At 64.9% G+C, this 26,216-nt stretch carries 23 protein-coding genes; 19 read left to right on the plus strand and 4 right to left on the minus strand.

Annotated elements, in window-relative coordinates; all coding sequences use genetic code 11:
• The 4 genes from ACK4FK_RS07725 to ACK4FK_RS07740 all read left to right on the plus strand — a co-directional run bounded on the left by ACK4FK_RS07725 (position 1) and on the right by ACK4FK_RS07740 (position 7,705).
• The gene (locus ACK4FK_RS07725; protein ID WP_409743459.1) at positions 1-2,310 is read left to right on the plus strand and encodes an ATP-binding protein; all 2,310 of its coding nucleotides are present in this window, start codon (positions 1-3) and stop codon (positions 2,308-2,310) included.
• Positions 2,311-2,484: 174 nt separating this feature from the next.
• Complete coding sequence (gene recA / locus ACK4FK_RS07730) at positions 2,485-3,558, plus strand: recombinase RecA (RefSeq protein ID WP_409743462.1); 1,074 nt, start codon at positions 2,485-2,487, stop codon at positions 3,556-3,558.
• A gap of 281 nt (positions 3,559-3,839) precedes the next feature.
• Positions 3,840-6,485, plus strand: a complete 2,646-nt coding sequence (gene alaS, locus ACK4FK_RS07735; protein WP_409743464.1) for an alanine--tRNA ligase — start codon at positions 3,840-3,842, stop codon at positions 6,483-6,485.
• Positions 6,482-7,705 (plus strand): cyclic nucleotide-gated ion channel, encoded by a 1,224-nt coding sequence (locus ACK4FK_RS07740; protein ID WP_409743466.1) that lies wholly within the window; start codon positions 6,482-6,484, stop codon positions 7,703-7,705. The genes alaS and ACK4FK_RS07740 overlap by 4 nt, the downstream gene beginning before the upstream one ends.
• Before the next feature lie 24 nt (positions 7,706-7,729).
• Here ACK4FK_RS07740 and ACK4FK_RS07745 read toward each other — a convergent pair whose 3' ends face one another.
• Together ACK4FK_RS07745 and ACK4FK_RS07750 are read right to left on the minus strand one after the other, a co-directional pair.
• Positions 7,730-8,941, minus strand: coding sequence for an NADP-dependent isocitrate dehydrogenase (locus ACK4FK_RS07745; protein WP_409743469.1), 1,212 nt, complete (start codon positions 8,939-8,941; stop codon positions 7,730-7,732).
• A gap of 179 nt (positions 8,942-9,120) precedes the next feature.
• Positions 9,121-9,705, minus strand: coding sequence for a TIGR00730 family Rossman fold protein (locus ACK4FK_RS07750; RefSeq protein ID WP_409743472.1), 585 nt, complete (start codon positions 9,703-9,705; stop codon positions 9,121-9,123).
• Between the two features lie 220 nt (positions 9,706-9,925).
• On the opposite strand from ACK4FK_RS07750, the gene ACK4FK_RS07755 reads away from it, so the two are divergent.
• Positions 9,926-10,372, plus strand: coding sequence for a c-type cytochrome (locus ACK4FK_RS07755; RefSeq protein WP_409743475.1), 447 nt, complete (start codon positions 9,926-9,928; stop codon positions 10,370-10,372).
• Positions 10,373-10,445: 73 nt separating this feature from the next.
• Here ACK4FK_RS07755 and ACK4FK_RS07760 read toward each other — a convergent pair whose 3' ends face one another.
• Complete coding sequence (locus ACK4FK_RS07760) at positions 10,446-11,132, minus strand: cytochrome b/b6 domain-containing protein (RefSeq protein ID WP_409743478.1); 687 nt, start codon at positions 11,130-11,132, stop codon at positions 10,446-10,448.
• A gap of 131 nt (positions 11,133-11,263) precedes the next feature.
• Here ACK4FK_RS07760 and ACK4FK_RS07765 point away from each other — a divergent pair, with 131 nt between their 5' ends.
• The 10 genes from ACK4FK_RS07765 (at position 11,264) to ACK4FK_RS07810 (ending at position 22,104) form a co-directional block, all read left to right on the plus strand.
• On the plus strand, positions 11,264-12,298 hold the full coding sequence (locus ACK4FK_RS07765) for a LysM peptidoglycan-binding domain-containing protein (protein ID WP_409743481.1): 1,035 nt from the start codon (positions 11,264-11,266) through the stop codon (positions 12,296-12,298).
• 191 nt (positions 12,299-12,489) lie between these two features.
• A complete protein-coding gene (locus tag ACK4FK_RS07770; protein WP_409743484.1) occupies positions 12,490-13,491 on the plus strand; it encodes a Ppx/GppA phosphatase family protein in 1,002 nt (333 codons plus the stop codon).
• Positions 13,488-14,168 (plus strand): RlmE family RNA methyltransferase, encoded by a 681-nt coding sequence (locus tag ACK4FK_RS07775; RefSeq protein WP_409743487.1) that lies wholly within the window; start codon positions 13,488-13,490, stop codon positions 14,166-14,168. Before ACK4FK_RS07770 ends, ACK4FK_RS07775 begins: the two co-directional genes overlap by 4 nt.
• Positions 14,169-14,273: 105 nt before the next feature.
• Positions 14,274-14,990, plus strand: coding sequence for a transglutaminase-like domain-containing protein (locus ACK4FK_RS07780; RefSeq protein ID WP_409743490.1), 717 nt, complete (start codon positions 14,274-14,276; stop codon positions 14,988-14,990).
• A 14-nt stretch (positions 14,991-15,004) separates the two neighbouring features.
• On the plus strand, positions 15,005-16,468 hold the full coding sequence (gene guaB / locus ACK4FK_RS07785) for an IMP dehydrogenase (protein WP_409743493.1): 1,464 nt from the start codon (positions 15,005-15,007) through the stop codon (positions 16,466-16,468).
• A gap of 6 nt (positions 16,469-16,474) precedes the next feature.
• Positions 16,475-17,767, plus strand: coding sequence for an RsmB/NOP family class I SAM-dependent RNA methyltransferase (locus tag ACK4FK_RS07790; RefSeq protein WP_409743496.1), 1,293 nt, complete (start codon positions 16,475-16,477; stop codon positions 17,765-17,767).
• Positions 17,768-17,811: 44 nt separating this feature from the next.
• Entirely contained in the window at positions 17,812-18,303 is a 492-nt protein-coding gene (locus ACK4FK_RS07795) for a tetratricopeptide repeat protein (RefSeq protein WP_409743499.1), read from the plus strand.
• Positions 18,304-18,316: 13 nt separating this feature from the next.
• On the plus strand, positions 18,317-18,787 hold the full coding sequence (locus ACK4FK_RS07800) for a tetratricopeptide repeat protein (protein ID WP_409743502.1): 471 nt from the start codon (positions 18,317-18,319) through the stop codon (positions 18,785-18,787).
• Between the two features lie 78 nt (positions 18,788-18,865).
• Positions 18,866-20,425, plus strand: a complete 1,560-nt coding sequence (gene guaA / locus ACK4FK_RS07805) for a glutamine-hydrolyzing GMP synthase (protein ID WP_409743503.1) — start codon at positions 18,866-18,868, stop codon at positions 20,423-20,425.
• Positions 20,426-20,475: 50 nt separating this feature from the next.
• Positions 20,476-22,104: an ABC-F family ATP-binding cassette domain-containing protein gene (locus ACK4FK_RS07810; protein WP_409743506.1), complete on the plus strand. Its 1,629-nt coding sequence runs from the start codon at positions 20,476-20,478 to the stop codon at positions 22,102-22,104.
• Between the two features lie 9 nt (positions 22,105-22,113).
• Here the strand turns inward: ACK4FK_RS07810 and ACK4FK_RS07815 are convergent, their stop codons facing one another.
• On the minus strand, positions 22,114-22,515 hold the full coding sequence (locus ACK4FK_RS07815) for a RidA family protein (RefSeq protein WP_409743509.1): 402 nt from the start codon (positions 22,513-22,515) through the stop codon (positions 22,114-22,116).
• Positions 22,516-22,626: 111 nt separating this feature from the next.
• Between ACK4FK_RS07815 and ACK4FK_RS07820 the strand changes: the two genes are divergently transcribed.
• From ACK4FK_RS07820 to ACK4FK_RS07835, 4 genes are all read left to right on the plus strand, one after another.
• Positions 22,627-23,535, plus strand: coding sequence for a LysR family transcriptional regulator (locus ACK4FK_RS07820; RefSeq protein ID WP_409743512.1), 909 nt, complete (start codon positions 22,627-22,629; stop codon positions 23,533-23,535).
• Positions 23,536-23,639: 104 nt separating this feature from the next.
• Entirely contained in the window at positions 23,640-24,821 is a 1,182-nt protein-coding gene (gene purT / locus ACK4FK_RS07825) for a formate-dependent phosphoribosylglycinamide formyltransferase (protein ID WP_409743515.1), read from the plus strand.
• A 74-nt stretch (positions 24,822-24,895) separates the two neighbouring features.
• Positions 24,896-25,600, plus strand: coding sequence for a hypothetical protein (locus tag ACK4FK_RS07830; protein ID WP_409743518.1), 705 nt, complete (start codon positions 24,896-24,898; stop codon positions 25,598-25,600).
• A gap of 191 nt (positions 25,601-25,791) precedes the next feature.
• On the plus strand, positions 25,792-26,190 hold the full coding sequence (locus ACK4FK_RS07835) for a RidA family protein (protein WP_409743521.1): 399 nt from the start codon (positions 25,792-25,794) through the stop codon (positions 26,188-26,190).
• Positions 26,191-26,216 lie beyond the last annotated feature (26 nt).

The following is a 26,216-nucleotide window of genomic DNA, read 5'->3' on the forward strand; positions in this document are numbered from 1 at the left end:
ATGCCATTGTCTTTCCTCTCGCTGATCGGATCGCCGCGCCGCGCCGCCTGGCTGCTGGCCGAGGCTAGCCCGTTTGCCCGCGCCGTCACCCGCGGGGGCAGCCTGCTTGCCGCCAATACCGCCTATCGCGTGCTGGCCGGTCGTCTGGGCCGGGAAGGCGGCCTGGCGCCGGAGCAGTTGCTGGCAGACGAGATAGGCAATGCTGAAATCCTGTCGCGCTTGCGTGCCCTGCTGCCGCTGGGCCGCGCCGTGCAGGAGGATTTTCCGTTCCATCTGGACGCGGATACCTTGTTGCTGCGCGTCACCGGCATGCTGGCGCCCGGCCGGCGTGACTGGGTGATCTGGGACATCCAGGAAGTGCCCGACAATGCCGCCGCCCTGGTGGCGGTGCGACAGCAGCGCGATGAACTCGCGGCTTTCATCGACAATGCCCCGGTCGGCCTGTATTCCGTGGCGCCCGACGGCCGTTTCCTGTTCGCCAACCGCACCTTCGCCGCCTGGCTGGGCCTGCAGCCCGAACAGCTGGTCGGTGGCGATCTCGGCCTGTCCGACGTGCTGCAGCATGGCGAGGGCCGCGAAGGCGAGGCCATGACGCCCGATTGGGACGGCGGCGAGGCCAAATTGAAACCGGTCGGTGCCGACCGCAGCGGCCTGCGCCTGGTCAGCGTCAGCCAGAGTGCGATTGCCGATCCTGAAGGGCATCCGCTGCGCTACAGCGCCGTGGTGCATGATCTGGGCCTGGAGTTGCGCCAGCGCGGCACGCTGCGCCCGGTCGAGGCCGAGTTCCGGCGCTTCTTCGACCAGGCGCCGATCGGCATCCTGGTGTTGGATGCCGCCGGCACGATACGCGAGGCCAATGCCGCCTTCGCCATGCTGTGCGGCCGCGACGACTGGCTGGGCCAGCGTCTGGCTGCCCTGGTGCGCGAGGAGGATGCGCTGGCCCTTACTAGGCATCTGATTGCACTGCGGCGCGGAGAGATTTTCGGGCGCCCGCTGGAGGTGCGCCTGGCCGGCCCGCGCGAGCGCGTGGTGGAGGTCTTCGCAGCCTCTTCCGCCGAGCGCGACGACGGCCAGTCCGCGCAACTGGTCTATCTGGTCGACACCACCGAACAGCGTAACCTGCAGACCCAGTTTCATCAGAGCCAGAAGATGCAGGCCGTCGGTCAGCTCGCCGGCGGCATCGCGCACGATTTCAACAACCTGCTCACGGCGATGATCGGTTTCTGCGATCTGCTGCTGCAGCGCCTGCAACCGGGCGATCAATCCTTCGCCGATGTCATGCAGATCAAGCAGAATGCCAGCCGTGCCGCCAACCTGGTACGCCAGCTGCTGGCCTTCTCGCGCCAGCAGACCCTGGTGCCCAAGGTGCTGGATGTCACCGATGTTCTGGCGGACCTGCGCAACCTGATCGGCCGCCTGATCGGCGAGACCATCACGCTGACCATGACGCATGGCCGCGATCTCGGCCTGGTGAAGGTGGACCAGGGCCAACTGGAGCAGGTGATCATCAACCTCGCGGTCAACGCGCGCGACGCCATGAGCGAAGGCGGCGAACTCACGATCCGCACCCGCAACCATCATGTCGACCGCGCCACCGAGCTCGGCGCCGAAACGGTTCCGCCCGGCGACTATGTGCTGATCGAGGTCTGGGATACCGGCCACGGCATCGCACCCGAGCACATGGCCAAGATATTCGATCCCTTCTTCACCACCAAGGCGGTCGGCGCCGGCACCGGCCTGGGGCTGTCCACCGTTTACGGCATCATCAAGCAGACCGGCGGCTTCATCCATGTCGAGAGCGCGCCGGGCGAGGGGGCCTGCTTCCGCATTTACCTGCCGCGCTATCGGCCCAGGCCGGAAGAGGTTGCCGCCAGCCGCAACGAGGCGCGCGCCGATGCCCGCGACCTCACCGGCCGCGGCCTGGTGCTGCTGGTGGAAGACGAGGATGCCGTGCGCGCCTTCGCCGCCCGGGCGTTGCGCAACAAGGGCTACACCGTGATCGAGGCTGCTTCGGGCGAGCAGGCGCTTGCCCTGCCGACCGAGCAGCTCAACCGGGTGGAACTGCTGATCTCGGACGTGGTGATGCCCAATCTGGACGGCCCCAGCCTGGCGGCCGCCCTGCGCCAGAGCCGGCCGGACCTGAAAATTCTGTTTATCTCTGGTTATGCTGAAGACAGTTTACGCTCGAATATGGCGAAATCGCCCCATGTAAACTTCCTTCCCAAGCCATTTTCCCTCAGCCAACTGGCCGGAAAAGTGAAGGAAGTGATGGATGCGGAGCCGCCCGGCGGGAATCGCCCGGCAGGCTGAACGCCCGCGAACCAGACCAAAATACAGCCAGAACATCCTGCGAATAAAATGGAAAATCCCTGTCGGGGCAGGGGGTTGTGGATTTTACTGGACAACGGCAACGATATGAGAACATATAGGGTCATTAGCGCGTATCGTTGCAAATCCACCGGCCCCATGAAAGGATGCCCCGCAATGTCGTCCCCCAATCTTCGCGTCGTGGAAAAAGAGAACATGGACAAGGGTAAGGCGCTGGAAGCCGCGCTCTCGCAGATCGAGCGCACCTTCGGCAAAGGCTCCGTGATGAAGCTGGGGGCGCGCCAGAATATCGAGATCGAATCGGTCTCGACCGGCTCGCTCGGCCTCGACATCGCCCTGGGCATCGGTGGCCTGCCGCGCGGCCGCATCGTCGAGATCTACGGTCCGGAAAGTTCGGGCAAGACCACCATCGCCCTGCACGTGGTCGCCGAGGCCCAGAAGAAGGGCGGCACCTGCGCCTTCGTGGATGCCGAGCATGCCCTCGATCCCTCCTATGCCCGCAAGCTGGGCGTCAATATCGGTGAATTGCTGATTTCCCAGCCGGATACCGGTGAGCAGGCGCTGGAAATCGCCGACACGCTGGTGCGCTCGGGCGCCGTCGACGTGCTGGTGGTCGACTCCGTCGCCGCCCTGGTGCCGCAGGCCGAACTGGAAGGCGAGATGGGCGACACCCATGTGGGCCTGCAGGCGCGCCTGATGAGTCAGGCCCTGCGCAAGCTCACCGCCTCGATCGCCAAGTCCAACACCATGGTGATCTTCATCAACCAGATCCGCATGAAGATCGGCGTGATGTTCGGCAACCCGGAAACCACCACCGGCGGCAACGCGCTGAAATTCTACGCCTCGGTCCGCCTCGACGTGCGCCGCATCGGCTCGATCAAGGTGCGCGACGAGGTGGTCGGCAACCAGACCCGCGTGAAAGTGGTGAAGAACAAGGTGGCCCCGCCGTTCAAGGTGGTCGATTTCGATATCATGTACGGCGAGGGCATCTCCAAGACCGGCGAGCTGATCGACTTGGGCGTGAAGGCCAATGTGGTCGACAAGTCGGGCGCCTGGTTCTCCTTCGACAGCCAGCGCATTGGCCAGGGCCGTGAGGCCGCCAAGCAATTCCTCAAGGAAAATCCGGAGGTTGCCGAAAAGATTGAAGCCGCCGTCAAGGCCAATTCGGGCATCGTGGCCGCCGCCATCGATGCGGGCGCGGATGCCGCCGAGACCGAGGACGCGGATTGATTTTTCCCCTCGCGCCGCTATCTGGCGGCGTATGAGTTCTCTCCTCCATGGGAACCCCGGTACCGGAGCTCGGTACCGGGTTTTTTTTTGCCCTGAAGTCGGGCGGTTAACAGCATTCCACCCGCCTTTCCGCTGGCTGGACAGGGGTTTCCCGGGGCGTTAATTAAGTCCTCTTGCCGGGTGGCCCGGGGGCGCAATCCTCCGGCCCGGGCCTGGCCCAGACAGCAGAAATTCCGCCGGTCGGCTTCCCCGCCGCCGGCCAGATCAGGGGTGTGAAGTCCATGTCCTCCGCCAGCGATATCCGGCAGGCCTTTCTCGACTATTTCGCCAAAGCCGGGCACCAGGTGGTGGATTCGTCGCCGCTGGTGCCGCGCAACGACCCCACCCTGATGTTCACCAATGCCGGTATGGTGCAGTTCAAGAACGTCTTCACCGGCCAGGAAAAGCGCCCCTATACCCGCGCGGCCACCTCGCAGAAATGCGTGCGCGCCGGCGGCAAGCACAACGACCTGGATAACGTGGGCTACACCGCCCGGCATCACACCTTCTTCGAGATGCTCGGCAACTTCTCCTTCGGCGATTACTTCAAGGAAGAGGCGATTCCGCTCGCCTGGAACCTGATCACCAAGGAATACGGCCTGCCCAAGGACCGGCTGTGGGTCACCGTCTATCACGACGACGACCAGGCCTTTAACATCTGGAAAAAGGTGGCCGGCCTGCCCGACGAGCGCATCGTGCGCATAGCCACCTCCGACAATTTCTGGGCCATGGGCGATACCGGCCCCTGCGGCCCCTGCTCGGAAATCTTCTACGACCACGGCGACAAGATCTGGGGCGGTCCGCCGGGCAGCCCGGAAGCCGACGGCGACCGCTATATCGAGATCTGGAATCTCGTGTTCATGCAGTTCGAGCAGGTGACGAAGGAGCAGCGCATCTCGCTGCCCAAGCCATCGATCGACACCGGCATGGGCCTGGAGCGCATCACTGCGGTGATGCAGGGCAAGCACGACAATTACGATATCGACCTCATGCGCTCGCTGATCGAAGCCTCGGCCGACATCGCCCATGTCGCCGCCGATGGCGAGCACAAGGTCAGCCATCGCGTGATCGCCGACCATCTGCGCTCATCCTGCTTCCTGATCGCCGATGGCGTGCTGCCCTCCAACGAGGGCCGCGGCTATGTCCTGCGCCGCATCATGCGCCGCGCCATGCGCCATGCCCAGCTCATGGGCTGCAAGGAACCGCTGATGTACCGGCTGGTGCCGGCGCTGGTCTCGGCCATGGGGCGCGCCTATCCGGAACTCGGCCGCGCCGAGAGTCTGATCGCCGAAACGCTGAAGCTGGAAGAGACCCGCTTCAAGCAGACGCTGGATCGCGGCCTCAAATTGCTCGACGAGGCCACCGCCGGCATGTCGAAGGGCGACATGCTGCCGGGCGACGTCGCCTTCAAGCTCTATGATACCTACGGCTTCCCGCTCGACCTGACGCAGGATGCCCTGCGTCCGCGGGGTATCAACGTCAATCTCGACGGCTTCCAGGCGGCGATGGAGGCCCAGCGGGCCGAGGCGCGCAAGGCCTGGGCCGGTTCGGGCGAGGCGGCCACCGAAAAGGTGTGGTTCGACATCAAGGAAGAGAAGGGCGCCAGCGAATTCCTCGGCTACGACACCGAGGCCGCCGAGGGCCGCATCGATGCCATCGTGGTGAAGGGACAGCCGGTGCAGGAGGCCGCAGCCGGTGCCGAGGTCTCGGTCGTGCTGAACCAGACGCCATTCTATGCGGAATCAGGCGGCCAGGTCGGCGACAGCGGCGTGATCGTCACCGCCGGGGGCGCGAAGGTACAGGTATCGGATACGCAGAAGAAGCTCGGCCTGCTGCATGTGCATGTCGGCAAGGTTGTGGAAGGCACGCTCAAGATCGGCGACATGGCGACGCTGACCGTCGATCATGCGCGCCGCAGCGCAATCCGCGCCAACCACTCGGCCACCCATCTGCTGCATGCCGCGCTGCGCCGCAAGCTGGGCGATCACGTCACCCAGAAAGGCTCGCTGGTTTCGCCCGACCGTTTCCGCTTCGATATCAGCCATCCCAAGCCGCTGAGCACGGAGGAAACCCTGGCCGTCGAGGCCGAGGTGAACGAGATCGTGCGGCAGAATGATGCCGTCACCACCCGTCTGATGACGCCTGACGAAGCCATCGCCGCCGGCGCCATGGCCCTGTTCGGCGAGAAATACGGCGACGAGGTGCGTGTGCTGGCCATGGGCAAGCTTGGCGACAGGGATTATTCGGTCGAACTCTGCGGCGGCACCCATGTGCGCCGCACCGGCGATATCGGCCTGTTCAAGATCGTCAACGAGGGTGCCGTGGCGGCCGGCGTGCGCCGCATCGAGGCGCTGACCGGCGAGGCGGCACGGGCCTATTTCGCGGAGCAGGAAGAGACGCTGAAGGCCGCGGCCGATGCGCTGAAGGCGCAGCCGCGTGAGGTGCCGCAGCGTATCACCGCCCTGATCGAGGAGCGCCGCAAGCTGGAACGCGAGCTGTCGGAGCTGCGCAAGCAACTGGCCACCGGCGGTGGTGCCGGCGGTCCGCAGGTGAAGGATCTCAACGGCGTGAAATACGCCGCCCGCCGGCTGGACGGCGTGCCGGCAAAGGACCTGCGCGGCATGGTCGACGCGCTGAAAAAGGAGATCGGCTCCGGCGTCGTCGCGCTCACCTCGGTGGCAGATGGCAAGGTGGCAGTGGTGGTTGGTGTCAGTGCCGACCTGACCGCGAAGCTGAATGCCGCCGATCTGGTCAAGATCGCCACGCCGCTGATCGGTGGCCAGGGCGGCGGCGGCCGGCCCGATTTCGCCCAGGGCGGTGGTGCCGACCCGGCAGGCGCCGAGAAGGCGCTGGATGCCATCGCTGCCGAGATCGGCAAGGCGGCGTGACCTCGGGGCGCTACAAGCGCCACGCCGCCGCCACGGCCGACGGGGGCTGGCGGCGCTTCTGCTTCGATCTGCTGGCCGATGACCAGGCCGATGCCGGTCTTGGCCACAGGCTGGTCTCGGGCCTGATCCTGCTCGGCATCGTGGCCTGCGCGCTCGCCATCGTGCTGGTCACCGTACCGGGACTGGATGCGCGCAGCGGTTTCTGGCTCGACCGCGTGCGCGAGGCCACCGACATCCTCTTCACGGTCGAATACCTGCTGCGCATCTGGATCGCGCCGGACTACATCCATGCCGGCCGGGTCGGCGCGACGTCGATGCGTCGGCGTTACATGACGTCATTCCTCGGCGTCATCGATCTGCTGGTGATCCTGCCCTTCTGGATCAACCTGGTGGTGCCGTTCCCGCGCGACCTGTTCCTGACCCTGGAAATGTTCACGCTGTTCAAGCTGGCGCGTTACCTGCCGGGCCTGGGGCTTGTGGCCGGCGTACTGCGGCGTGAATTGTCGGCCCTTGGCGCGGCGCTCATGACTGTCGGCGTGCTGCTGGTGATCGCTTCCTGCATCATGTACGTGCTGGAGAACGAGGCCCAGCCCGAGGTATTCGGCTCGATCCCGCAGGCCTTGTGGTGGGGCATCGTGACGGTGGGCTCGGTCGGTTATGGCGACATGATTCCGGTCACGCCGCTGGGCAAGCTGTTCAATGGCTTCGTCATCGTGCTGGGCGTGGCCACCTTTGCGATACCCGCCGGCCTGCTCGCCTCGGGTTTCGCCGAGGAATTCAAGCGCCGCGAATTCATGGTCACTTGGCGCGCGGTGGCATCGTTGCCGCTGTTCAGCCAGCTCGACGCCAGTTCGATTGCCGAAATCGCCAGCCTGCTCAAGCCCCAGGTGGTGCCGGCCGGCGCGGTGATCGTGCGCAAGGGCGATCGCGCCGAGGCGATGTTCTTCATCATGGCCGGCGAGGTGGAGGTGGAAATCCTGCCCGAGCCCGTGGTGCTGGGGGCGGGCCAGCATTTCGGCGAAATCGCGCTGCTCAACCGCACCGATCGCACCGCCACGGTCAGCGCGGTATCGGCCTGCCGCCTGCTGGCGCTCGAGGTGGCGGATTTCCAGCGCCTGCTGCAGGTGCATCCCACGATCCGCGAACATATCGCCAGTCTGGCCGAGCAGCGCACGGCGCAAAGAAAAACGGCGGAGGGCGATCTGCCCCCCGCCGTCTGATCGGCCTGTGTCTGGTGTAATCGCTTACGCCAGCGCCTTCTTCAGGTTCTCGTCGATCTTGTCGAGGAACTTCTGGGTGGTCAGCCAGGGCTGGTCCTTCGAGATCAGGATGGCCAGGTCCTTGGTCATGAAGCCGGCTTCCACCGTCTCGATGCAGACCTTCTCCAGCGTCCTGGCGAACTTGTCCAGATCGGCGTTGTTGTCCAGCTTGGCGCGATGCATCAGGCCGCGCGTCCAGGCGAAGATCGAGGCGATCGGGTTGGTCGAGGTCTCGCGGCCGGCCTGGTGTTCGCGATAGTGGCGCGTCACCGTGCCGTGGGCGGCTTCGGCCTCCACGGTCTTGCCGTCCGGCGTCATCAGCACGCTGGTCATCAGGCCCAGCGAGCCGAAGCCCTGCGCCACCACGTCGGACTGCACGTCGCCGTCGTAGTTCTTGCAGGCCCAGACGAACTTGCCCGACCACTTGATGGCGCAGGCCACCATGTCGTCGATCAGGCGGTGTTCGTAGGTGATGCCGGCCGCCTTGAACTTGTCGGCGAACTCGGTGTTGAACACCTCTTCGAACAGGTCCTTGAAGCGGCCGTCATAGGCCTTGAGGATCGTGTTCTTGGTCGACATGTAGAGCGGCCAGCCGCGCACCAGCGAATAGTTCATGCTGGCGCGCGCGAAGTCGCGGATCGAGTCGTCGAGGTTGTACATCGCCATGGCGACGCCGCTGCCGGGGGCCTTGAAGACCTCCTTCTCGATCACCTTGCCGTCCTCGCCGACGAACTTGATGGTCAGCGTGCCCTTGCCGGGGAAGCGGAAGTCGGTGGCGCGGTACTGGTCGCCGAAGGCATGGCGGCCGACCACGATCGGATCGTTCCAGTGCGGCACCAGGCGCGGCACGTTCTTGCAGATGATCGGCTCGCGGAAGATCGTGCCGCCCAGGATGTTGCGGATGGTGCCGTTCGGCGACTTCCACATTTCCTTCAGATTGAATTCCTTCACGCGGGCTTCGTCCGGCGTGATGGTGGCGCATTTCACGCCAACGCCATGCTTGAGGATGGCATGGGCGGAGTCGATGGTGACCTGGTCGTTGGTCTTGTCGCGGTATTCGACGCCGAGATCGAAATAGAGCAGATCGACGTCGAGATAGGGGAGGATCAGCTTCTCCTTGATGAACTTCCAGATGATCCGGGTCATCTCGTCGCCGTCGAGCTCGACGACCGGATTCTTCACCTTGATTTTCGCCATAAGACAGATCCCTCCACGGTGTCGGTTGCGTTTCGTCAGGTGGCCGGACCCTAGCAAAGCGGGCCGTCCGGGCAAAGGCCTTGGCCCCCGGAAGTCGGGTGGATTTAAACTCTAGTCTAGGCGAGAAAAGGTCAAAGTGCCGCCATTTCCGGCGGCTCCCGACGGCGGCGGGGCGTGGGTCAGATCCGGCTGGTGGTGGCCGGCCGTTCCGGCGCCGGCTCGGCCAGCAAAGTGGCCACCACGGCCTCGGCATCGTCCACCACGGTGAACAGGTTCGTGGCGGTGCGGCGGGCGAAACCGCGCTCGATCACGGCCTCAACCAGGGCCAGCAGCGGATGCCAGTAGTCTTCCGTGTTCAGCACGATGATCGGCTTGTCATGCAGCTTTAGCTGTCGCCAGGTCACCACCTCGAAGAACTCGTCCAGCGTGCCCACGCCGCCCGGCATGGCGATGAAGGCATCCGACATCTCCACCATCATGCGCTTGCGGGTATGCATGCTGTCCACCACATGCAGTTCGGTCAGGCCGGTATGGCCGACTTCCCAGTCATGCAAGTGATTGGGAATGATGCCCACCACCTCGCCGCCGGCCTTCATCGCGGCATCGGCGATCACCCCCATCAGTCCGATGCGGCCACCGCCGTAGATCAGGCGGATGCCGTTCTCGGCCAGGCGGCGTCCCAGGATCTGGGCCTGGGCGGTATAGATCTGGCTCTCGCCGAGGCTCGAGCCGCAATAGACGCAGACGGAGCGGATGGCGGTCATCGCGGGTCCAAACAGGGAGATGGGCTTGTTCAGGGGGGCGATGGGTAACCGATTCTGCCCTTCCGCGCCAGCGCCAGCCCGATCGCCGCCGTTACTGCGAAGTAACGACAGTTGAATTCTTCGTGAGGATTGAATGGCTTGTCGTAGCCTTGCCGCAGACCGGGTATAGAAGATTCCGCCCGGTACAGCAGACGGGTCTCTAACGCAGGGAAAAACTCACATGGCAATGTGGCATAAGGCGGTTATGGCTGCGGTCCTCGGCGTGGCCGTGGCCTCGGCGGGGGGATATGCATACGCCCAGGCGGATGCGATCAAGGCGCGCAAGGACGGATTCCAAGTGTTCCGCACCTCGATGGGTGCCATCAAGAAGGTGGTGGATGACAACGGCCCGGCCTCGGCCGCCGTCGCTCCGGCCGAGGCGATCGCCGCTCAGGCCGCCAAGCAGCTCGCGCATTTCCCGGCCGGCTCCGACAAGGGCGAAACCAAGGCCAAGCCGGAAATCTGGGCCAACTGGGCGCAGTTCGAGGGCTTCATGAAGGATGCCGAGGCGAAAGCGACCGCATTGGCCACTGCCGCCAAGGCCGGCAACATGGATGCCGTGAAGGCCGGGTTCGGCGCTCTGGGTGGTTCCTGCGGCACCTGTCACAAGCAGTTCCGCAACGACTGACCGTCCATCGGCTGACAGACCGGGCGCAGCCGCGAGGCTGCGCCCTTTTTTTATGTCATTCCGGTCAGTGGTTTCATTTCACCATGGCGATGCCGCCAAACACGATGGCCAGGCAGAGCGCGAAAATGATCGCGGCCAGCAGGGGATGGCCGCCGCCGCCCGCGTCATCGGCGGGCCCGGCCTGCTTGCGGCCGGTCAGCATCGGGCCGATCAGATTGTCCTTCTTGACCAGCAGGTAGAACAGGCTGGCGCAGACATGCAGTGCGATCACGCTCAGCAGGACCCAGATGCTGGTGCGGTGGATGGTGCTGAGCAGGGCGCTGGTGCTGCCGGATACCTTGGAATAGAGCGGCCCGTCGGTGACGATATCGTCACTCGTGAACAGCCCGGTACCGGCCTGAAGCAGCAGCAGGGCCAGCATTGCCAGCACCGCATAGCCCCCCAGCGGGTTATGGCCGACATGCCGCTCGTTCTGGGCGGAAAACAGGCTGGCAAGATAGCGCAGGGCGGCCACCGGGCCGGCGACGAAGCTGCCAAAGCGCGCGTAGCGGTTGCCGACAAAGCCCCAGACCAGCCGGAACAGCACCAGGGCCAGCACGATCTGGCCCAGCGTCATATGCAGGTCCAGCTTGCCGCGCCAGGCCGTGGCGACCATGGCGACGATCAGGGCAACGAGGCCCCAGTGGAACAGACGGGTCGGCAAATCCCAGACCCGGATCGCGGCCTGATCGCGGCCGGTGGTGCGTGTATCGTGCGTCATGTTGGGCTGGCGGAATAACCGTGGCTGGTAAGGATTTGCAAACCTTGGACAAGTTAGAGGTGTTGCGGGTCTTCTGGCGAGGACTTAATCTCGCCCCTCGATCACAATTTGGCTAGCCGGGAAACAATACGGTGCGGGGCAGTCGTTTCTTCTTCATCCTTCTCGGCGTCGCTGTCCTGGGCATCCTGGCGGTGATCTTCTTTGGAGCCGATACCAACAAGCGCGGAATGACGCCGCAGGCCAACATCCCTGCGCCGCCCCCGGTGCCCGCCGCGCCGACCCCGCCGCCGGCAGACAGCGTCGCCAAGGTGCCGCCCAGTTTTGATGTTGTGCGTATCAGCCGCAACTGCACGTCCGTTTTCGCTGGCCGCGCCATGCCGGGTTCGGTGGTGGTCGTCAAGACCGGCCAGCGCGAACTGGGCCGCGTGACGGCCGACAGCCGCGGCGAATGGGTGCTGGTGCCCGACCTGCCGCTGGAAAAGGGCAACCAGGAATTCGTTCTGGAATCGCAGCTGCAGGGCCAGGAACCGATCCGGGCCGAGGCCAGCGTGGTGGCTGTGGTGCCCGAATGCCAGCCCGGCGAGGGGGGCGAGCAGGCCATCGCCGTCCTGACCCCGCTCAAGGGCGCCAGCCGTCTGCTGCAGCGTCCGACCGAAACGCCCCTCGACCCCGCCCGCAAAGGGCTGGCGCTGGATGCCATCGAATACGACCAGGCCGGAAACCTGATCCTCTCGGGCCGCGCCCAGCCGGGCGCCACGGTGCAGATCTACCTGAATAACGAGCCGATCGGTGTCGCCACGGCTGACAAGAACGGCCGCTGGACCATGAGGCCGGATAAGCCGGTCGATCCGGGCATTTATTCGCTGCGCGTCGATCAGGTCGAACAGGCCGGTGGCAAGGTCGCCTCGCGCCTGGAACTGCCTTTCAGCCGGGCCCGGCCGGAAGACATCAAGTTCAGCGAGGACGGCTCGGGAGTGGTGGTACAGCCCGGCAACAGCCTGTGGCGCATCGCCCGCCGGGTCTATGGCGAGGGGCTGCGCTACACCGAGATTTATCGCGCCAATCAGGGCCAGATCACCGATCCGGACCTGATCTATCCGGGCCAGATATTCTCCCTGCCCAAGAACGGCGCCGGCGCGCCGGCCGCCCCCAAGCCCCAGAACTGAGGCCTGCGCCGCAAACGGGGCCCCGGCAAGCACGGACTGCAGGCCCTCTGGCAGCCTTAACCGCCGGCCCGTGGCAGGCTACACTGGCGCCATGACTCCAATTTCCACGATCTGCCGGGCGGCACCGCCCCGGATCGGGCGCGTCGAAGGATGGCTGCGTGACAATTGATGCGCCTGAAGCGAGGCCGGGCATGGCTGCCGGGATGCCGTCGCAAGGCATTGCGCCGGTCTTTGCCGCGCTCGACCTCGGCACCAATAACTGCCGCCTGCTGATTGCCCGGCCGCATCGCGACGGTTTCAGGGTGATCGAGGCGTTTTCCCGCATCGTGCGTTTGGGCGAGGGGCTGTCCGCCTCGGGCAGGCTGTCGGATGCGGCGATGGCCCGCACCATCGACGCCTTGAAGATCTGTTCCGAGAAGATGGCCCGCCGCGGGGTGGCTGTGGCCCGTGCGGTCGCCACCGAGGCCTGCCGGCGCGCCGGCAACGGGGCCGAGTTCCTGCACGAGGTCAAGGTCGCAACCGGGATTCAGCTCGACATCATTTCGACGGCGGAAGAGGCGCGGCTCGCGCTCACCGGCTGCGCGCCTCTGCTCGAGCCGCCGCATCGCGAGGCCATCGTGTTCGATATCGGCGGCGGCTCCACCGAAATCCTGTGGGCCAGACTGCCCGGCGGTGGCCGCACCGAGGTGATCGACTGGATTTCGCTGCCCTACGGCGTGGTGAACCTGACGGAACGTTTTGGTCCCGGCGACCGCGACAGTGGCAGCTATGAACGGATGATCGACGAGGTCTCGGCCGTGCTGCGCCCCTTTGAGGAAAAACATCGCTTGAGCGAAAAGCTGAAAAGCGGTGCGGTTCAGGTGCTGGGCACATCGGGCACCGTCACCACCCTGGCCGGCGTTTTGCTCGGCCTGCCGCGCTACGAGCGCCGTCATGTGGATGGCTGCTGGCTCGATTTCCCCACCGTGATCGAACAGTCGCATAAATTGGCGGAGCAGAGTGTGCCCGAGCGCGCCCAGCATCCCTGCATTGGCGAGGAGCGCGCCGATCTGGTGGTGGCCGGCTGCGCCATCCTGGAATCGCTGTATCGCTTCTGGCCGGCCACGCGCCTGCGCGTGGCCGATCGCGGCGTGCGCGAGGGCGTTCTGGTGGAACTGATGCGGCAGTCGCGGCATAGCCGGGGGCGGCGATGACGGCGCCGCCGCGCAAGACCGGGGTGAAGGTGCGGGTGAAAACGGCGCGCGGCCGCACCGTCGGACAGGCGCGCTGGCTCCAGCGCCAGCTCAACGATCCATACGTGCATGCCGCCAAGAGCGAGGGCTGGCGCAGTCGCGCCGCCTATAAGCTGATTGAACTGGACGAGAAATACAAACTGCTCAAGCCGGGCATGCGCGTGGTCGACCTGGGCGCGGCGCCCGGCGGCTGGACCCAGGTGGCGGTGAAGCGCGTGAAGGCGGGCGACAAGGCCGGCGGCTTCGTGCTGGGCGTCGACATCAACCCGGTCGATCCCATCGTGGGTGCCACGCTGCTGCAGCAGGACTTCCTCGCCGAGGGCGCCGACCACAAAGTGATCGAAGCCCTGGGCGGCAAGGCCGACCTTGTGCTGTCTGACATGGCGGCGCCGGCCACCGGCCACCGCCAGACCGACCATATCCGCATCATGATGCTGTGCGAGGCGGCGCTGGATTTCGCCCTGCGGGTGCTGAATCCGGGCGGCGCCTTCGTTGCCAAGGTGCTGCGCGGCGGCACCGAGAACGAGCTGCTCAACACCATGAAGCGGGATTTCCGCACCGTGCGGCATGTCAAACCGCCGGCCAGCCGGGCGGATTCGGCCGAATCCTACGTCATCGCCACCGGCTTCCGCGGCTAACCCCCACTAAAACAGGCAGCTTTTGGCGCTGGACCCGGCGGCGAAGAGGGGCTATATCCTCCGCGGCAAGGACATCCTTCACTCCCTCCAGGAGCCGCCTTGCCAATGGCCGCGTCGGACCTTTCCGAGCCCGCGGTGGACCCGGCATACCTTGCCGCCACCCCTTACATCGACAGCGATCATGCGGCCGTGCGCGCGCTGGCCCGGGAAGCGGCTGGCGGCGAGACCGATCCCAAGGCCAAGGCGATCCGGCTTTACTACGCGGTGCGCGACCGCTTCCTCTACGATCCCTACAGCGTCGAAGTCAGTCATGACGGCATGCGCGCCTCGGGCGTGATCGAGCGCGGCAAGGGCTTCTGTGTCAACAAAGCGCTGCTGCTGGCCGCCGTGGCGCGCGCCGAGGGCATTCCGTCGCGGCTCGGCCTGGCCGATGTGAAGAACCATCTGGCCACCGAACGCCTGCGCGCCCAGATGGGCACCGATATCTTTTACTATCACGGCTACGCCGAACTCTTCATCGAGGGCAAATGGGTGAAGGCCACGCCGGCCTTCAATCTGGCCCTGTGCGAAAAGTTCCGCGTGCTGCCGCTGGACTTCGACGGCGAGACGGACTCGGTGTTTCATCCCTTCGATGCCGACAACCGCCGCCACATGGAATACGTCGCCGACCGCGGCAGCTTCGCCGACCTGCCGTTCGAGGAGTGGCGCGCCGCGATGCTGACCCATTACCCCGATCTGATGAAAGAAGACCGTTCCGGTGGCGATTTTGCCGCCGAGGCGGCTGCCGAAAACAACAAGACGCCCCAGACCCGATCCGCGTGACCAAGGAGTATCCCATGCAATTCCGTGAAGCCTACACCTTCGACGACGTCCTGCTGGAGCCGGCGGCGTCCAGCGTATTGCCGACCGAAGTGGATACCCGCACGCGCCTGACCCGCAGCATCGAATTGGGCATCCCGCTGATCTCGGCCGCGATGGATACCGTCACCGAGGCACGCATGGCGATTGCCATGGCCCAGGCCGGCGGCATCGGCGTGATCCACAAGAACCTGACCATCGAGGAGCAGGCCCGCGAAGTGGCTGCCGTGAAGAAGTTCGAATCCGGCATGGTGGTCAATCCGCTGACCATCCGGCCCGATGCGACGCTCGCCGATGCGCTGGCGCTGATGGAGCGCCATGGCATCCATGGCATTCCCGTCACCGAGACGCAGGGCGGCAAGCTGGTCGGCGTGCTGACCAACCGCGACGTGCGCTTCGCCACCGACATGAGCCAGCCGGTCCACGAGCTGATGACCAAACATCCGCTGATCACCGTGCGCGAGGGCGTAACCATTGGCGAGGCCAAGCGGCTGCTGCACCAGCATCGCATCGAGAAGCTGCTGGTGGTGGACGAGGCCTATCGCTGCGTCGGCCTGATCACGGTGAAGGACATCGAGAAGGCCCGCCTGCATCCGAATGCCTGCAAGGACGAGCAGGGCCGTCTGCGCTGCGCCGCCGCCGTCTCCACCGGCACCGATGGCCTGGAGCGTGCGCAGGAGCTGATGAATGTCGGCGTCGACGTGCTGATCGTCGATACCGCCCATGGCCATTCCAGCCGCGTGCTGGAAACCATCGCCGCGATCAAGAAAGTATCGAACCGCACCCAGGTGATCGGCGGCAACGTGGCCACGGGCGAGGGCACCAAGGCGCTGATCGATGCTGGCGTGGATGCCGTGAAGGTCGGCATCGGTCCGGGCTCGATCTGCACCACGCGTATTGTCGCCGGCGTCGGCGTGCCGCAGCTCACGGCAGTCGCCGATGCGGTGGCCATCGCCGAAAAGGCCGGCATCCCGATCATTGCCGATGGCGGCATCAAGTTCTCGGGCGACGTGGCCAAGGCGATTGCCGCCGGCGCCAGCGCCTGCATGATCGGCTCGTTGCTGGCCGGCACGGATGAAGCGCCGGGCGAGGTGTTCCTGTATCAGGGCCGCTCGTACAAATCCTATCGCGGCATGGGCTCGATCGGCGCCATGGGCCGCGGCTCGGCCGACCGCTACTTCCAGCAGGAAGTGGGCGACAAGCTGAAGCTGGTGCCCGAGGGCATCGAGGGCCGCGTCGCCTACAAGGGCCCGGCCGGCACCATCCTGCACCAGCTGGTCGGCGGCCTGCGCGCCGCCATGGGCTATACCGGCAATCCGACCCTGGAGGCGATGCGCAAGAACTGCAGGTTCATCCGCATCACCTCGGCCGGCCTGCGCGAGAGCCATGTGCATGACGTGGCGATCACCCGCGAGGCGCCCAATTACCGGCAGGAGAGCTGAGCCTCGATGACGCCGGCCGCGCGCCTGGCCGCGAGCATCGAGATCGTCGCCGAGATTATGCAGCGCGCCGCCGCGGCCGACCGCGTGGTGGCGGAGTGGCAGCGGCGCAGCCGCTTTGCCGGGGCGAAGGATCGCCGTGCCGTGGCGGAACAGGTTTACGCCGTTCTGCGCGAGCAGGGCATGCGGCGCTGGCGCGTGCAGCAGGCCGGCGCGGAACTCACGCCGCGCCTGCTGGTCTTCGCCGATGCCGCCACGCCGCTGCATGTCTGGCGCCAGCTCTGCGACGGCAGCCGCTACGCCCCGCCGCCGATCAGCGAGGACGAGGCCGCTGCCCTCTCGCGCCTGCCATCGGATGAAGATGCGCCGCTCTGGGCGCGCGGCAACCTGCCGCCGGAAGTGGCTGCGATGGTGCAGCAGGCTTTCGGCGCCGATGCCGAAATGGAACTGGCCGCGCTGAACGGTCGCGCGCCGCTCGATCTGCGCGTCAACACGCTGAAGACCAACCGCGCCGTCGTGCTGGAGCAGCTGCAGGCCGATGGCATCACGGCGGCCATCACGCCGTTTTCGCCGCTGGGCATCCGCATCCCCGAGCGCGTGCGGCTGGAGATGAACGACCTCTATCGCGACGGCCTGATCGAACCGCAGGACGAGGCGGCGCAACTGGCCGGCCTGCTGGTGGATGCCCGGCCGGGCGAGGTGGTGGTCGATCTGTGCGCGGGCGCGGGCGGCAAGACCCTGCTGCTGGCCGCCTGCATGCGCAACCAGGGCGATCTGCATGCCGCCGACAATGACCAGCGCCGCATCGACCGCCTGATCCCCCGGCTGGAGCGCGCCGGCGTGCGGAACGTGACGGTGCATCCGGCCGATGCGATGCCCGACCTGCTGCGCCGGCTGGAAGGCCAGGCCGACCGTGTGCTGCTGGACGTGCCCTGTTCCGGCAGCGGCACCTGGCGGCGCAACCCGGAGGCGCGCTGGCGCTACGATCCCGCCAGCCTGGACGAGGTGGTGCGGCGCCAGCGCGGCCTGCTGGCCGATGGCGCCCGTCTGGTGCGGCCGGGCGGCCGGCTTGTCTATGCCACCTGTTCGATCCTGCCTGCCGAAAATGGCGAGCAGGCTGACTGGTTCCTCAACCATCACGGGGAGTTTACGGCCCTGCCGCTGGCCGAAGCCTGGGGAGAGGGTGTAACCGATTCCCGTCTGCGCTCCGGGAACCGGCTGTCGCTTACCCCCTACCGACACGGCACCGACGGCTTTTTCGCCGCCGCCTTCCGGCGGGCGGGCGGAGGGGTGGCCGCATGAGCCCCGGGACCGATATAGTGCCATCCGCATCGAGGAGCTTCGCGATGTCCGTGTCCCGTATCCTGCCAGTTGCCCTGCTGGCCATCTCTCTCAGTCTGCTGCCCGGTCTTTCCCTGCCGCCGGCCCACGCCGCCGGCAGCAGCGAGCCGGCCGCCCCGGCCAAGCCGGTCGATCCCAATTTCACCGAAGGCCGCAAGGCCATCGATGCCAAGGACTTCAACGCGGCGATCCCGCTGTTCCAGGCGGTGGTGGCCAAGGATGCCCAGAATGCCGACGCCTATAACTGGCTCGGTTATGCCTATCGCAACCTGGGCAATTACGAGCAGTCCTTCGCCAACTACAACAAGGCCCTGCAGATCGATCCGCGCCATCGCGGCGCCCATGAATATATCGGCGAGGCCTATCTGAAGACCAACCAGCTTGAGAAGGCCGAGGAGCATCTCAAGCGCCTCGACAGCCTCTGCCTGTTCGGTTGTGCCGAATATACCGAGCTGAAGAACAAGATCGCCGCCTACAAGGCCGGCAAGCCGAGCTGAGGGAGAGCAAGCCATGCCGATCATGCCGCGTCTGTTCCTGGCCACCTTGCTGATCCTGGCGCCTGCTGCCGTCTTCGCCATGGGCAGCGACCCTGCGACAACGGCCGCCAGGCCGGCCGACCCGAATTTCGCCGAGGGCCGCAAGGCCATTGACGCCAAGGATTTCGCCACGGCGGCCGCGAAGTTCCAGGCGGTGGTGGCCAAGGACGACAAGAATGCCGATGCCTTCAACTGGCTCGGCTATGCCCTGCGCAACCAGGGCGACTACGAAAAAGCCTTCATCGCCTATAACAAGGCGCTGGAACTCGACCCCAAGCATCGCGGCGCCCATGAATATATCGGCGAGGCGTATCTGAAGACCAACCGGCCGGAAAAGGCCGAGGAGCATCTCAAGACACTTAGCAGCCTTTGCACCTTCGGCTGCGCCGAGTATACGGAACTGAAAAACAAGATCGCCGCCTACCGGGCGGCCAAACCAAGTTAAATCAGGCTAGGCTGCAGCAGGGGCCCCCGACCGGGGGCCTCTTCGCTTCGGCCCCAACACAGGAGCGGAAGTACCCCGATGGCGGAGCGTATTCTCATCGTCGATTTCGGATCGCAGGTCACCCAGCTGATTGCCCGCCGCGTGCGCGAGGCCGGCGTGTATTGCGAGATCGTTCCGTTCCAGAAGGCGGCCGAGGCGCTGACGGCCGACAGTCCCCATGGCGAGCTGAAAGGTATCATCCTCTCCGGCGGCCCGGCTTCCACCACGGAAGAATTCTCGCCCCGCGCGCCGCAGGCGGTGTTCGAACGCGGCCTGCCGGTCTTCGGCATCTGCTACGGCGAGCAGACCATCTGCATGCAGCTCGGCGGTCAGGTCGAAACCGGCCATCACCGCGAATTCGGCCGCGCCTTCCTTGAGATCAAGGACGATTGCGGCCTGTTCGACGGCGTCTGGGGCAAGGGCGAAAAGCACCAGGTGTGGATGAGCCACGGCGACAAGATCACCAAGATCCCCGATGGCTTCCGCGTAGTGGGTGTCAGCGACGGCTCGCCCTATGCCGCCATCGCCGACGACAAGCGCAAGATCTACGCCGTGCAGTTCCACCCCGAGGTGATGCATACCCTGGACGGCGCCAAGCTGCTGCGCAACTTCGTGCGCAAGGTGGCTGGCTGCTCGGGCGAGTGGAGCATGAAGGGCTACCGCGCCGAGGCGATTGCCAAGATCCGTGCCCAGGTGGGCAAGGGCCGGGTGATCTGCGGCCTCTCGGGCGGCGTCGATTCCTCCGTGGCGGCCGTGCTGATCCACGAGGCCATCGGCGACCAGCTCACCTGCGTCTTCGTCGATCACGGCCTGCTGCGCAAGGGCGAGGGCGAGCAGGTGGTGCAGCTCTTCCGCGAGCATTACAACATCCCGCTGATCCACAAGGATGCCTCGCAGCTATTCTTGAGCAAGCTGGCCGGCGTTTCCGACCCCGAAACCAAGCGCAAGACCATCGGCGCGCTGTTCATCGACGTGTTCGAGGAAGAAGCCAAGAAGATCGGCGGCGCCGAATTCCTGGCTCAAGGGACTCTCTATCCCGACGTGATCGAAAGCATCAGCTTCCATGGCGGCCCCAGCGTCACGATCAAGTCGCACCACAATGTGGGCGGCCTGCCCGAGCGCATGAACATGAAACTGGTCGAACCGCTGCGCGAGCTGTTCAAGGACGAGGTGCGCGACCTGGGCCGCGAACTCGGCCTGCCCGAAAGCCTGGTCGGCCGGCATCCCTTCCCGGGCCCGGGCCTGGCCATCCGCATTCCGGGCGACATCACCAAGGAGAAGCTCGACCTGCTGCGCGAGATCGACGCGGTCTATCTGGATGAAATCCGCCGCTCAGGGCTGTATGACGCGATCTGGCAGGCTTTCGCCGTGCTGCTGCCGGTGCGCACCGTGGGCGTGATGGGCGATGGCCGCACCTACGATCAGGCCTGCGCCCTGCGCGCCGTCACCTCCACCGACGGCATGACGGCGGATTACTACCCGTTCCCGCACGACTTTCTCGGCCGCGTCGCCACCCGCATCATCAACGAGGTGAAGGGCGTGAACCGCGTGGTCTACGATATCACCTCCAAGCCGCCGGGCACCATCGAGTGGGAGTGAGGGCGCTTGGGCGTAAAGCGTGTTCAGTTTTCTAAGTCAGTGCAAATCACATGATTCGTCTCGATAACGTCAGTAAGCAGCACGGCCACCAGATTCTGTTCATCGATGCGTCGATGGGCCTCCAGAAGGGGGAGAAGGCGGGGCTGGTCGGGCCGAACGGTGCCGGCAAGTCCACGTTGTTCCGCATGATTGTCGGCGAGGAAAAGCCCGACGATGGCCAGGTGTCGATCGATACCGGCATGACCATCGGCTATTTCAACCAGGATGTCGGCGAGATGTCGGGCCAGTCTGCTGTCGCCGCCGTGATGGATGGCGTCGGGCCGGTCAGCGCGCTGGCCGCCGAGATGGCGCAGCTCGAGGCCGCCATGGTCGACCCGGATCAGGCCGACGAGATGGAAGCGCTGATCGAGCGTTATGGCGAGGTGCAGGCGCGGTTTCAGGAACTGGACGGCTATGCGCTGGAGGCCAAGGCACGCGAGGTGCTGGCGGGCCTGAGTTTCAGCCAGGAGCGCATGGACGGCGATGTGGGGCTGCTCTCGGGCGGCTGGAAGATGCGCGTCGCGCTGGCCCGTATTCTTTTAATGCGCCCGGACGGCATGCTGCTCGATGAGCCGAGCAACCATCTGGATCTCGAAAGCCTGATCTGGCTGGAAAGTTTCCTGAAGAACTACGACGGCGCGCTGCTGATGACCTCGCATGACCGCGAGTTCATGAACCGCATCGTCGGCAAGATCGTGGAGATCGACGGCGGTACGCTCACCACCTATTCCGGCAATTACGATTTCTACGACCAGCAGCGCGCGCTGAACGAAAAGCAGCGCCAGGCGCAGTTCGAGCGCCAGCAGGCGATGCTGGCCAAGGAGATCAAGTTCATCGAACGCTTCAAGGCGCGCGCCTCGCACGCCGCCCAGGTGCAGAGCCGGGTGAAGAAGCTGGACAAGATCGAAAAGATCGAGCCGCCGCGCCGGCGCCAGGCCGTGCAGTTCGAATTCCGCAGCCCGCCGCGCTCGGGCGAGGATGTGGCGCTGTTCAAAAACGTGCACAAGAGCTACGGCAATCACACCATCTATGCCGGGCTCGATTTCCAGGTGCGCCGCATGGAGCGCTGGTGCGTGCTGGGCGCCAATGGCGCGGGCAAATCCACGCTGCTGAAACTGGTGGCCGGCGATACCAGACCGGACCAGGGCACCGTTTCGCTGGGCAGCAGCGTCAAGATGGGCTATTTCGCCCAGCATTCGATGGACCTGCTGGACGGCGACGACACGATTTTCGAAACGCTCGACAAGGCTTTCCCGCAGGCGGGGCAGGGCACGCTCCGCACGCTGGCCGGCTGTTTCGGCTTCTCCGGCGACGATATCGAAAAGACCTGCCGCGTGCTGTCGGGCGGCGAGAAGGCGCGGCTGGTGATGGCGATGATGCTGTTCGATCCGCCGAACTTCCTGGTGCTCGACGAACCGACCAACCATCTCGACATGGCGACCAAGGAGATGCTGGTGACCGCGCTGGCGAATTTCGAGGGCACCATGCTGTTCGTCTCGCATGACCGTCACTTCCTGGCCGCACTCTCCAACCGCGTGCTGGAACTGACGCCCGAGGGCGTGCACCAGTTCACCGGCGGCTACACCGAATACGTGGCGCGCACCGGCCAGGAAGCGCCCGGGCTGCATCCGGGCGGCTGACATCCTGCGTCAGCTTGTCTTCACCGGCACCTGCGCGATCACCTTGATCTCGAAATCGAAGCCGGCGAGCCAGGTCACGCCCACGGCGGTCCAGGTCGGGTAGGGCGGTGCGCCGATTTCCTGCGCGCGCACGGCCATCACCGTCTCAAGCTGCTTTTCCGGATCGGTATGGAAGCTGGTGACATCGATCACGTCGTCGAAGCTGGCGCCCGCAGCATGCAGCACGGCCTTCAGGTTGGCGAAGGCAAGTTTCACCTGCCTGGCAAAATCCGGCTCGGGTGAGCCGTCGTCGCGGCTGCCCACCTGGCCCGAGACGAAGAGCAGGTCGCCGGAGCGGATCGCCGGCGAATACTGATGCAGGTCGTAGAGCGCATGGCGGTTGGCGGGGAAGACGGCGTCGCGTTTGGGCATGGGCGGGTCCTTTCGGTTGCTCTGGTCAGTTGCTCTGGTCCCGATATAGGCGATGCGGATTGTTCGGATTAGCCGTTGAATTCCGTATGGGTTGCTGCAAAATCCCCAGTAATGACCAGCCGCCCATCATTCAACGACCTCGCCGCCTTCGTGGCGGTCGCCACCCATCGCAGTTTCCGCCGCGCCGCCGACGAACTCGGCACCGCGCCCTCCACGCTCAGCCATGCCATGCGGGCGCTGGAGGAGCGGCTGGGCGTGCGGCTCTTGAACCGCACCACGCGCAGCGTCGCGCCCACCGAGGCCGGCCTGGCGCTGCTCGGCCGCCTGCAATCGGCGCTGGCCACGCTGGACGATGCGCTAGACAGCGTCGCGGCCTTTCGCGGCAGCGGCGCTATAGCTGGCACAGTGCGCATCAACACACCGCGCCTGCCGGCGGCCCTGCTGGTGCGCGATGTGCTGCCCGTGATGGCGCAGCGTTTCCCCGATGTCGTCGTGGATATCGTGGTGGAAGGCCGGCTGGTGGATATCGTCTCGGGCGGCTTCGATGCCGGCGTGCGTTTGGTCGACTCGATTCCACGCGACATGATCGCGGTGCCATTCGGCCAACCAGTCGGCTTCGTCTGCGTCGCGTCGCCGGCCTATCTCAAACGCGCCGGCACACCGAGAACGCCCGACGAGCTGGTCCGCCATCGCTGCATCGGCCATCGCCTGCCGGGCGGCAAGCTCTATCGCTGGGAATTCGAGCGTGCCGGGCAGGGGATGACCATCGATGCGCCCGCCGCTCTCATCCTCGACGACGAGGAACTGATGGTGGATGCCGCCATCAAAGGGCTGGGCATCGCCTATGTGGTGGACATCGCCGCCGCAGCAGCCCTGAAGGCGGGGCGGCTGCGACCGGTGCTGTCGGCCTGGATGGCGCCGGCGGAAGACGTGGCCGTCTATTATCCCGGCCACCGCGCCGTGCCGCCCGCCCTGCGCGCCTTCCTGGATGTGGTGCGCGAGGTGGGCCGGGGCGGCTAAGGCGCCTGCGGGGCGACAGGGCGGATTCGGCCGGGCCCGACGCTGGCCGGGCAAGTTTCGGCCATTGTATGATGGCCAAAACACGCAACTGAGATTCCAGGACCATGGCTGCAACCAAGAAAATCCTCCTGCTCGGCTCGGGCGAGCTGGGTCGTGAATTCGTCATTTCCGCCAAGCGGCTCGGCGCCCATGTGGTGGCCTGCGATGCTTACGCCGGTGCGCCGGCCATGCAGGTGGCCGATCAGCATGAGGTGTTTTCCATGCTGGATGGCGCGGCCCTGGGCGCCGCCATCGAGAAGCACAAGCCCGATTTCATCGTGCCGGAAGTGGAAGCCATCCGCACCGAAGTGCTGAAGGATTACGAGGGTCGCGGGTTCAACGTGGTGCCGTCGGCGCGCGCCACGCTGATGACCATGAACCGCGACCGCATCCGCGACGTGGCGGCCAACGAGCTGGGCCTGCCCACCTCGAAATTCCTCTATGCCGAAAGCCTGGAGGAGATGCGCGACGCGGTGGCCAAGGTGGGCATCCCCTGCGTGGTCAAGCCGGTGATGTCATCCTCGGGCAAGGGCCAGAGCACGGTGAAGGCGCCGGGCGATGTCGACAAGGCCTGGGACTATGCCGTTGCCGGCATGCGCGGCGACCGCAAGCGCGTGATCGTCGAGGCCTTCATCGCCTTCGACTACGAGATCACCCTGCTCACCATCCGCACGCGCCAGGGCGTGATCTTCTGTCCGCCCATCGGTCACCGGCAGGAACGCGGCGACTACCAGGAAAGCTGGCAGCCGACGCCGATGTCGGATCGCGCGGTGGCCGAAGCGCAGCGGCAGGCCAGGGCCGTGGTCGACAATCTGGGCGGCTATGGCCTGTTTGGCGTGGAATTCTTCGTCAAGAACGACGAGGTGATCTTCTCCGAGCTGTCGCCGCGCCCGCACGATACCGGCATGGTGACGCTGATCTCGCAGAACCTCACCGAATTCGACCTGCATGCCCGCGCCATCCTCGGCCTGCCGATCCCCAGCATCACCCAGCATGGCCCCAGCGCCTCGGCGGTGATCCTGGCCGACCGCGATGCCACCGATTTCACCGTCGAGGGTCTGGCCGAGGCGCTGACGCCATCAGAAAAAGGCATCGATCTCGACCTGCGCATTTTCAACAAGCCCACCACGCGGCCCTATCGCCGCATGGGCGTGGCGCTGGCGCTGGCGAAGCAGGGCGATGTCGATCAGGCCCGCGCGGCCGCGCGCACCGCGGCCGCGAAGGTGAAGATCAGCTACAAGACGTGAGGTATCGCCGTGTACTATCTCTCAGCGAATTGTTTGTTTCACGAATTTCATGTAAATTTTGCAGAATGGAGGAAATGATGTTTTTTAAGAATATCGGACAACTATTGAATAGTTTTCTTGATCGGTTTGGATACCGTATTGTTAACAGCAAGCGATTGGTCGATTTTTACTTGCATAAGTATAAATCGTACGAGGAATACAAAGCGATACAAATTCAGCACAATATTCGTAAAATCAGCAAGGTCTGGGCCGATCAGGATACTCTTTCGCTGATGTGCTCGACTTTGAAGAAAGAGATGGGATCGACTAGTCCGCTGCGAGGGTTGTGCCACGGATCTAGAAATGGGTTCGAACAAAAATTTATTTCGTCTGTTGAAGGATTTTATGCGATTGGAACAGATATCTCCCCCACGGCAACAGATTACGAGAATTCTGTTCAGTGGGATTTCCATGAAGTCAATGAAGACTGGGTGGGGAAGTTCGATTTCGTTTATTCGAATTCTTTAGATCAATCGTGGAACCCTCGGGCCGCTCTTGCGGTTTGGCTGAATCAGGTTCACGTCGGCGGCTGTGTTGTTATTGAGCATACTGAGGCGCATGGGCCGATGGGGGCATCCGAGATGGATCCTTTTGGCGTGCGTCCCAGTGTAATGCCTTACATTCTTGCAGAGTGGTTTGGATTTAACATTTCCATTCAGATTATTAAAAGTAAAAAGGGGAACATGGATAGGGATGTTTGGTTGTTCTTCATTAAGAAGTTGAGTGAGGTCGTAAACTAACAAATTATAGCCTCATTGGCTGTTTAGGTTATTTTCATTCATCGGGTGGGCGCCGGCTAGGCGCTAATTTGCCTGCTAAAGTTCAGATCAATTGATGCTGGCGAAGCAGGGCGATGTCGATCAGGCCCGCGCGGCCGCGCGCACCGCGGCCGCGAAGGTGAAGATCAGCTACAAGACGTGAGGCCAGACCAATGACCATTGAACGCAGGAATCCCCCGGGCCTTTCCAAGCCCACCGGCTATTCGCATATCGCCATCGTGCCGGCAGGCCGGCAATTGCACATCTCCGGCCAGGTGGCGCTGGATGCGGGGGGCAGCGTGGTGGGCAAGGGCGATATCGGCGCCCAGGCCGAACAGGTTTTTGCCAATCTCAAGATCGCGCTGGCAGCCGGCGGCGCGGATTTTTACAAGGTGTTCAAGCTGGTCACCTATGTGGTGAACCTCACGCCCGAGATGCTGCCACCGATCCGCGCGGCGCGGGCGAAATGCTTCGGCGATGGCCCCTATCCGGCCAGCACGCTGGTCGGTGTCACCGCTCTGGTGAATCCCGACCTGCTGCTGGAAGTGGAAGCCATCGCCGCGCTGGATTGAGGCGAGCCGACGAACGTCAGCCCCGT

Source organism: Ferrovibrio sp. (genome assembly GCF_046297895.1).
Classification (GTDB): Bacteria; Pseudomonadota; Alphaproteobacteria; order Ferrovibrionales; family Ferrovibrionaceae; genus Ferrovibrio.

Excerpts from the sequence above, each read along its gene's own strand:
- ACK4FK_RS07835 (WP_409743521.1), top strand. The coding sequence starts at position 25,792 with ATGACCATTGAACGCAGGAATCCCCCGGGCCTTTCCAAGCCCACCGGC.
- ACK4FK_RS07800 (WP_409743502.1), top strand. The coding sequence starts at position 18,317 with ATGCCGATCATGCCGCGTCTGTTCCTGGCCACCTTGCTGATCCTGGCG.
- purT (WP_409743515.1), top strand. The coding sequence starts at position 23,640 with ATGGCTGCAACCAAGAAAATCCTCCTGCTCGGCTCGGGCGAGCTGGGT.
- recA (WP_409743462.1), top strand. The coding sequence starts at position 2,485 with ATGTCGTCCCCCAATCTTCGCGTCGTGGAAAAAGAGAACATGGACAAG.
- ACK4FK_RS07760 (WP_409743478.1), bottom strand. The coding sequence starts at position 11,132 with ATGACGCACGATACACGCACCACCGGCCGCGATCAGGCCGCGATCCGG.
- ACK4FK_RS07745 (WP_409743469.1), bottom strand. The coding sequence starts at position 8,941 with ATGGCGAAAATCAAGGTGAAGAATCCGGTCGTCGAGCTCGACGGCGAC.
- ACK4FK_RS07795 (WP_409743499.1), top strand. The coding sequence starts at position 17,812 with ATGTCCGTGTCCCGTATCCTGCCAGTTGCCCTGCTGGCCATCTCTCTC.
- ACK4FK_RS07755 (WP_409743475.1), top strand. The coding sequence starts at position 9,926 with ATGGCAATGTGGCATAAGGCGGTTATGGCTGCGGTCCTCGGCGTGGCC.
- ACK4FK_RS07830 (WP_409743518.1), top strand. The coding sequence starts at position 24,896 with ATGATGTTTTTTAAGAATATCGGACAACTATTGAATAGTTTTCTTGAT.
- ACK4FK_RS07790 (WP_409743496.1), top strand. The coding sequence starts at position 16,475 with ATGACGCCGGCCGCGCGCCTGGCCGCGAGCATCGAGATCGTCGCCGAG.
- ACK4FK_RS07750 (WP_409743472.1), bottom strand. The coding sequence starts at position 9,705 with ATGACCGCCATCCGCTCCGTCTGCGTCTATTGCGGCTCGAGCCTCGGC.
- guaA (WP_409743503.1), top strand. The coding sequence starts at position 18,866 with ATGGCGGAGCGTATTCTCATCGTCGATTTCGGATCGCAGGTCACCCAG.
- ACK4FK_RS07725 (WP_409743459.1), top strand. The coding sequence starts at position 1 with ATGCCATTGTCTTTCCTCTCGCTGATCGGATCGCCGCGCCGCGCCGCC.
- ACK4FK_RS07815 (WP_409743509.1), bottom strand. The coding sequence starts at position 22,515 with ATGCCCAAACGCGACGCCGTCTTCCCCGCCAACCGCCATGCGCTCTAC.
- ACK4FK_RS07810 (WP_409743506.1), top strand. The coding sequence starts at position 20,476 with ATGATTCGTCTCGATAACGTCAGTAAGCAGCACGGCCACCAGATTCTG.
- ACK4FK_RS07770 (WP_409743484.1), top strand. The coding sequence starts at position 12,490 with ATGGCTGCCGGGATGCCGTCGCAAGGCATTGCGCCGGTCTTTGCCGCG.
- alaS (WP_409743464.1), top strand. The coding sequence starts at position 3,840 with ATGTCCTCCGCCAGCGATATCCGGCAGGCCTTTCTCGACTATTTCGCC.
- guaB (WP_409743493.1), top strand. The coding sequence starts at position 15,005 with ATGCAATTCCGTGAAGCCTACACCTTCGACGACGTCCTGCTGGAGCCG.
- ACK4FK_RS07820 (WP_409743512.1), top strand. The coding sequence starts at position 22,627 with ATGACCAGCCGCCCATCATTCAACGACCTCGCCGCCTTCGTGGCGGTC.
- ACK4FK_RS07775 (WP_409743487.1), top strand. The coding sequence starts at position 13,488 with ATGACGGCGCCGCCGCGCAAGACCGGGGTGAAGGTGCGGGTGAAAACG.
- ACK4FK_RS07780 (WP_409743490.1), top strand. The coding sequence starts at position 14,274 with ATGGCCGCGTCGGACCTTTCCGAGCCCGCGGTGGACCCGGCATACCTT.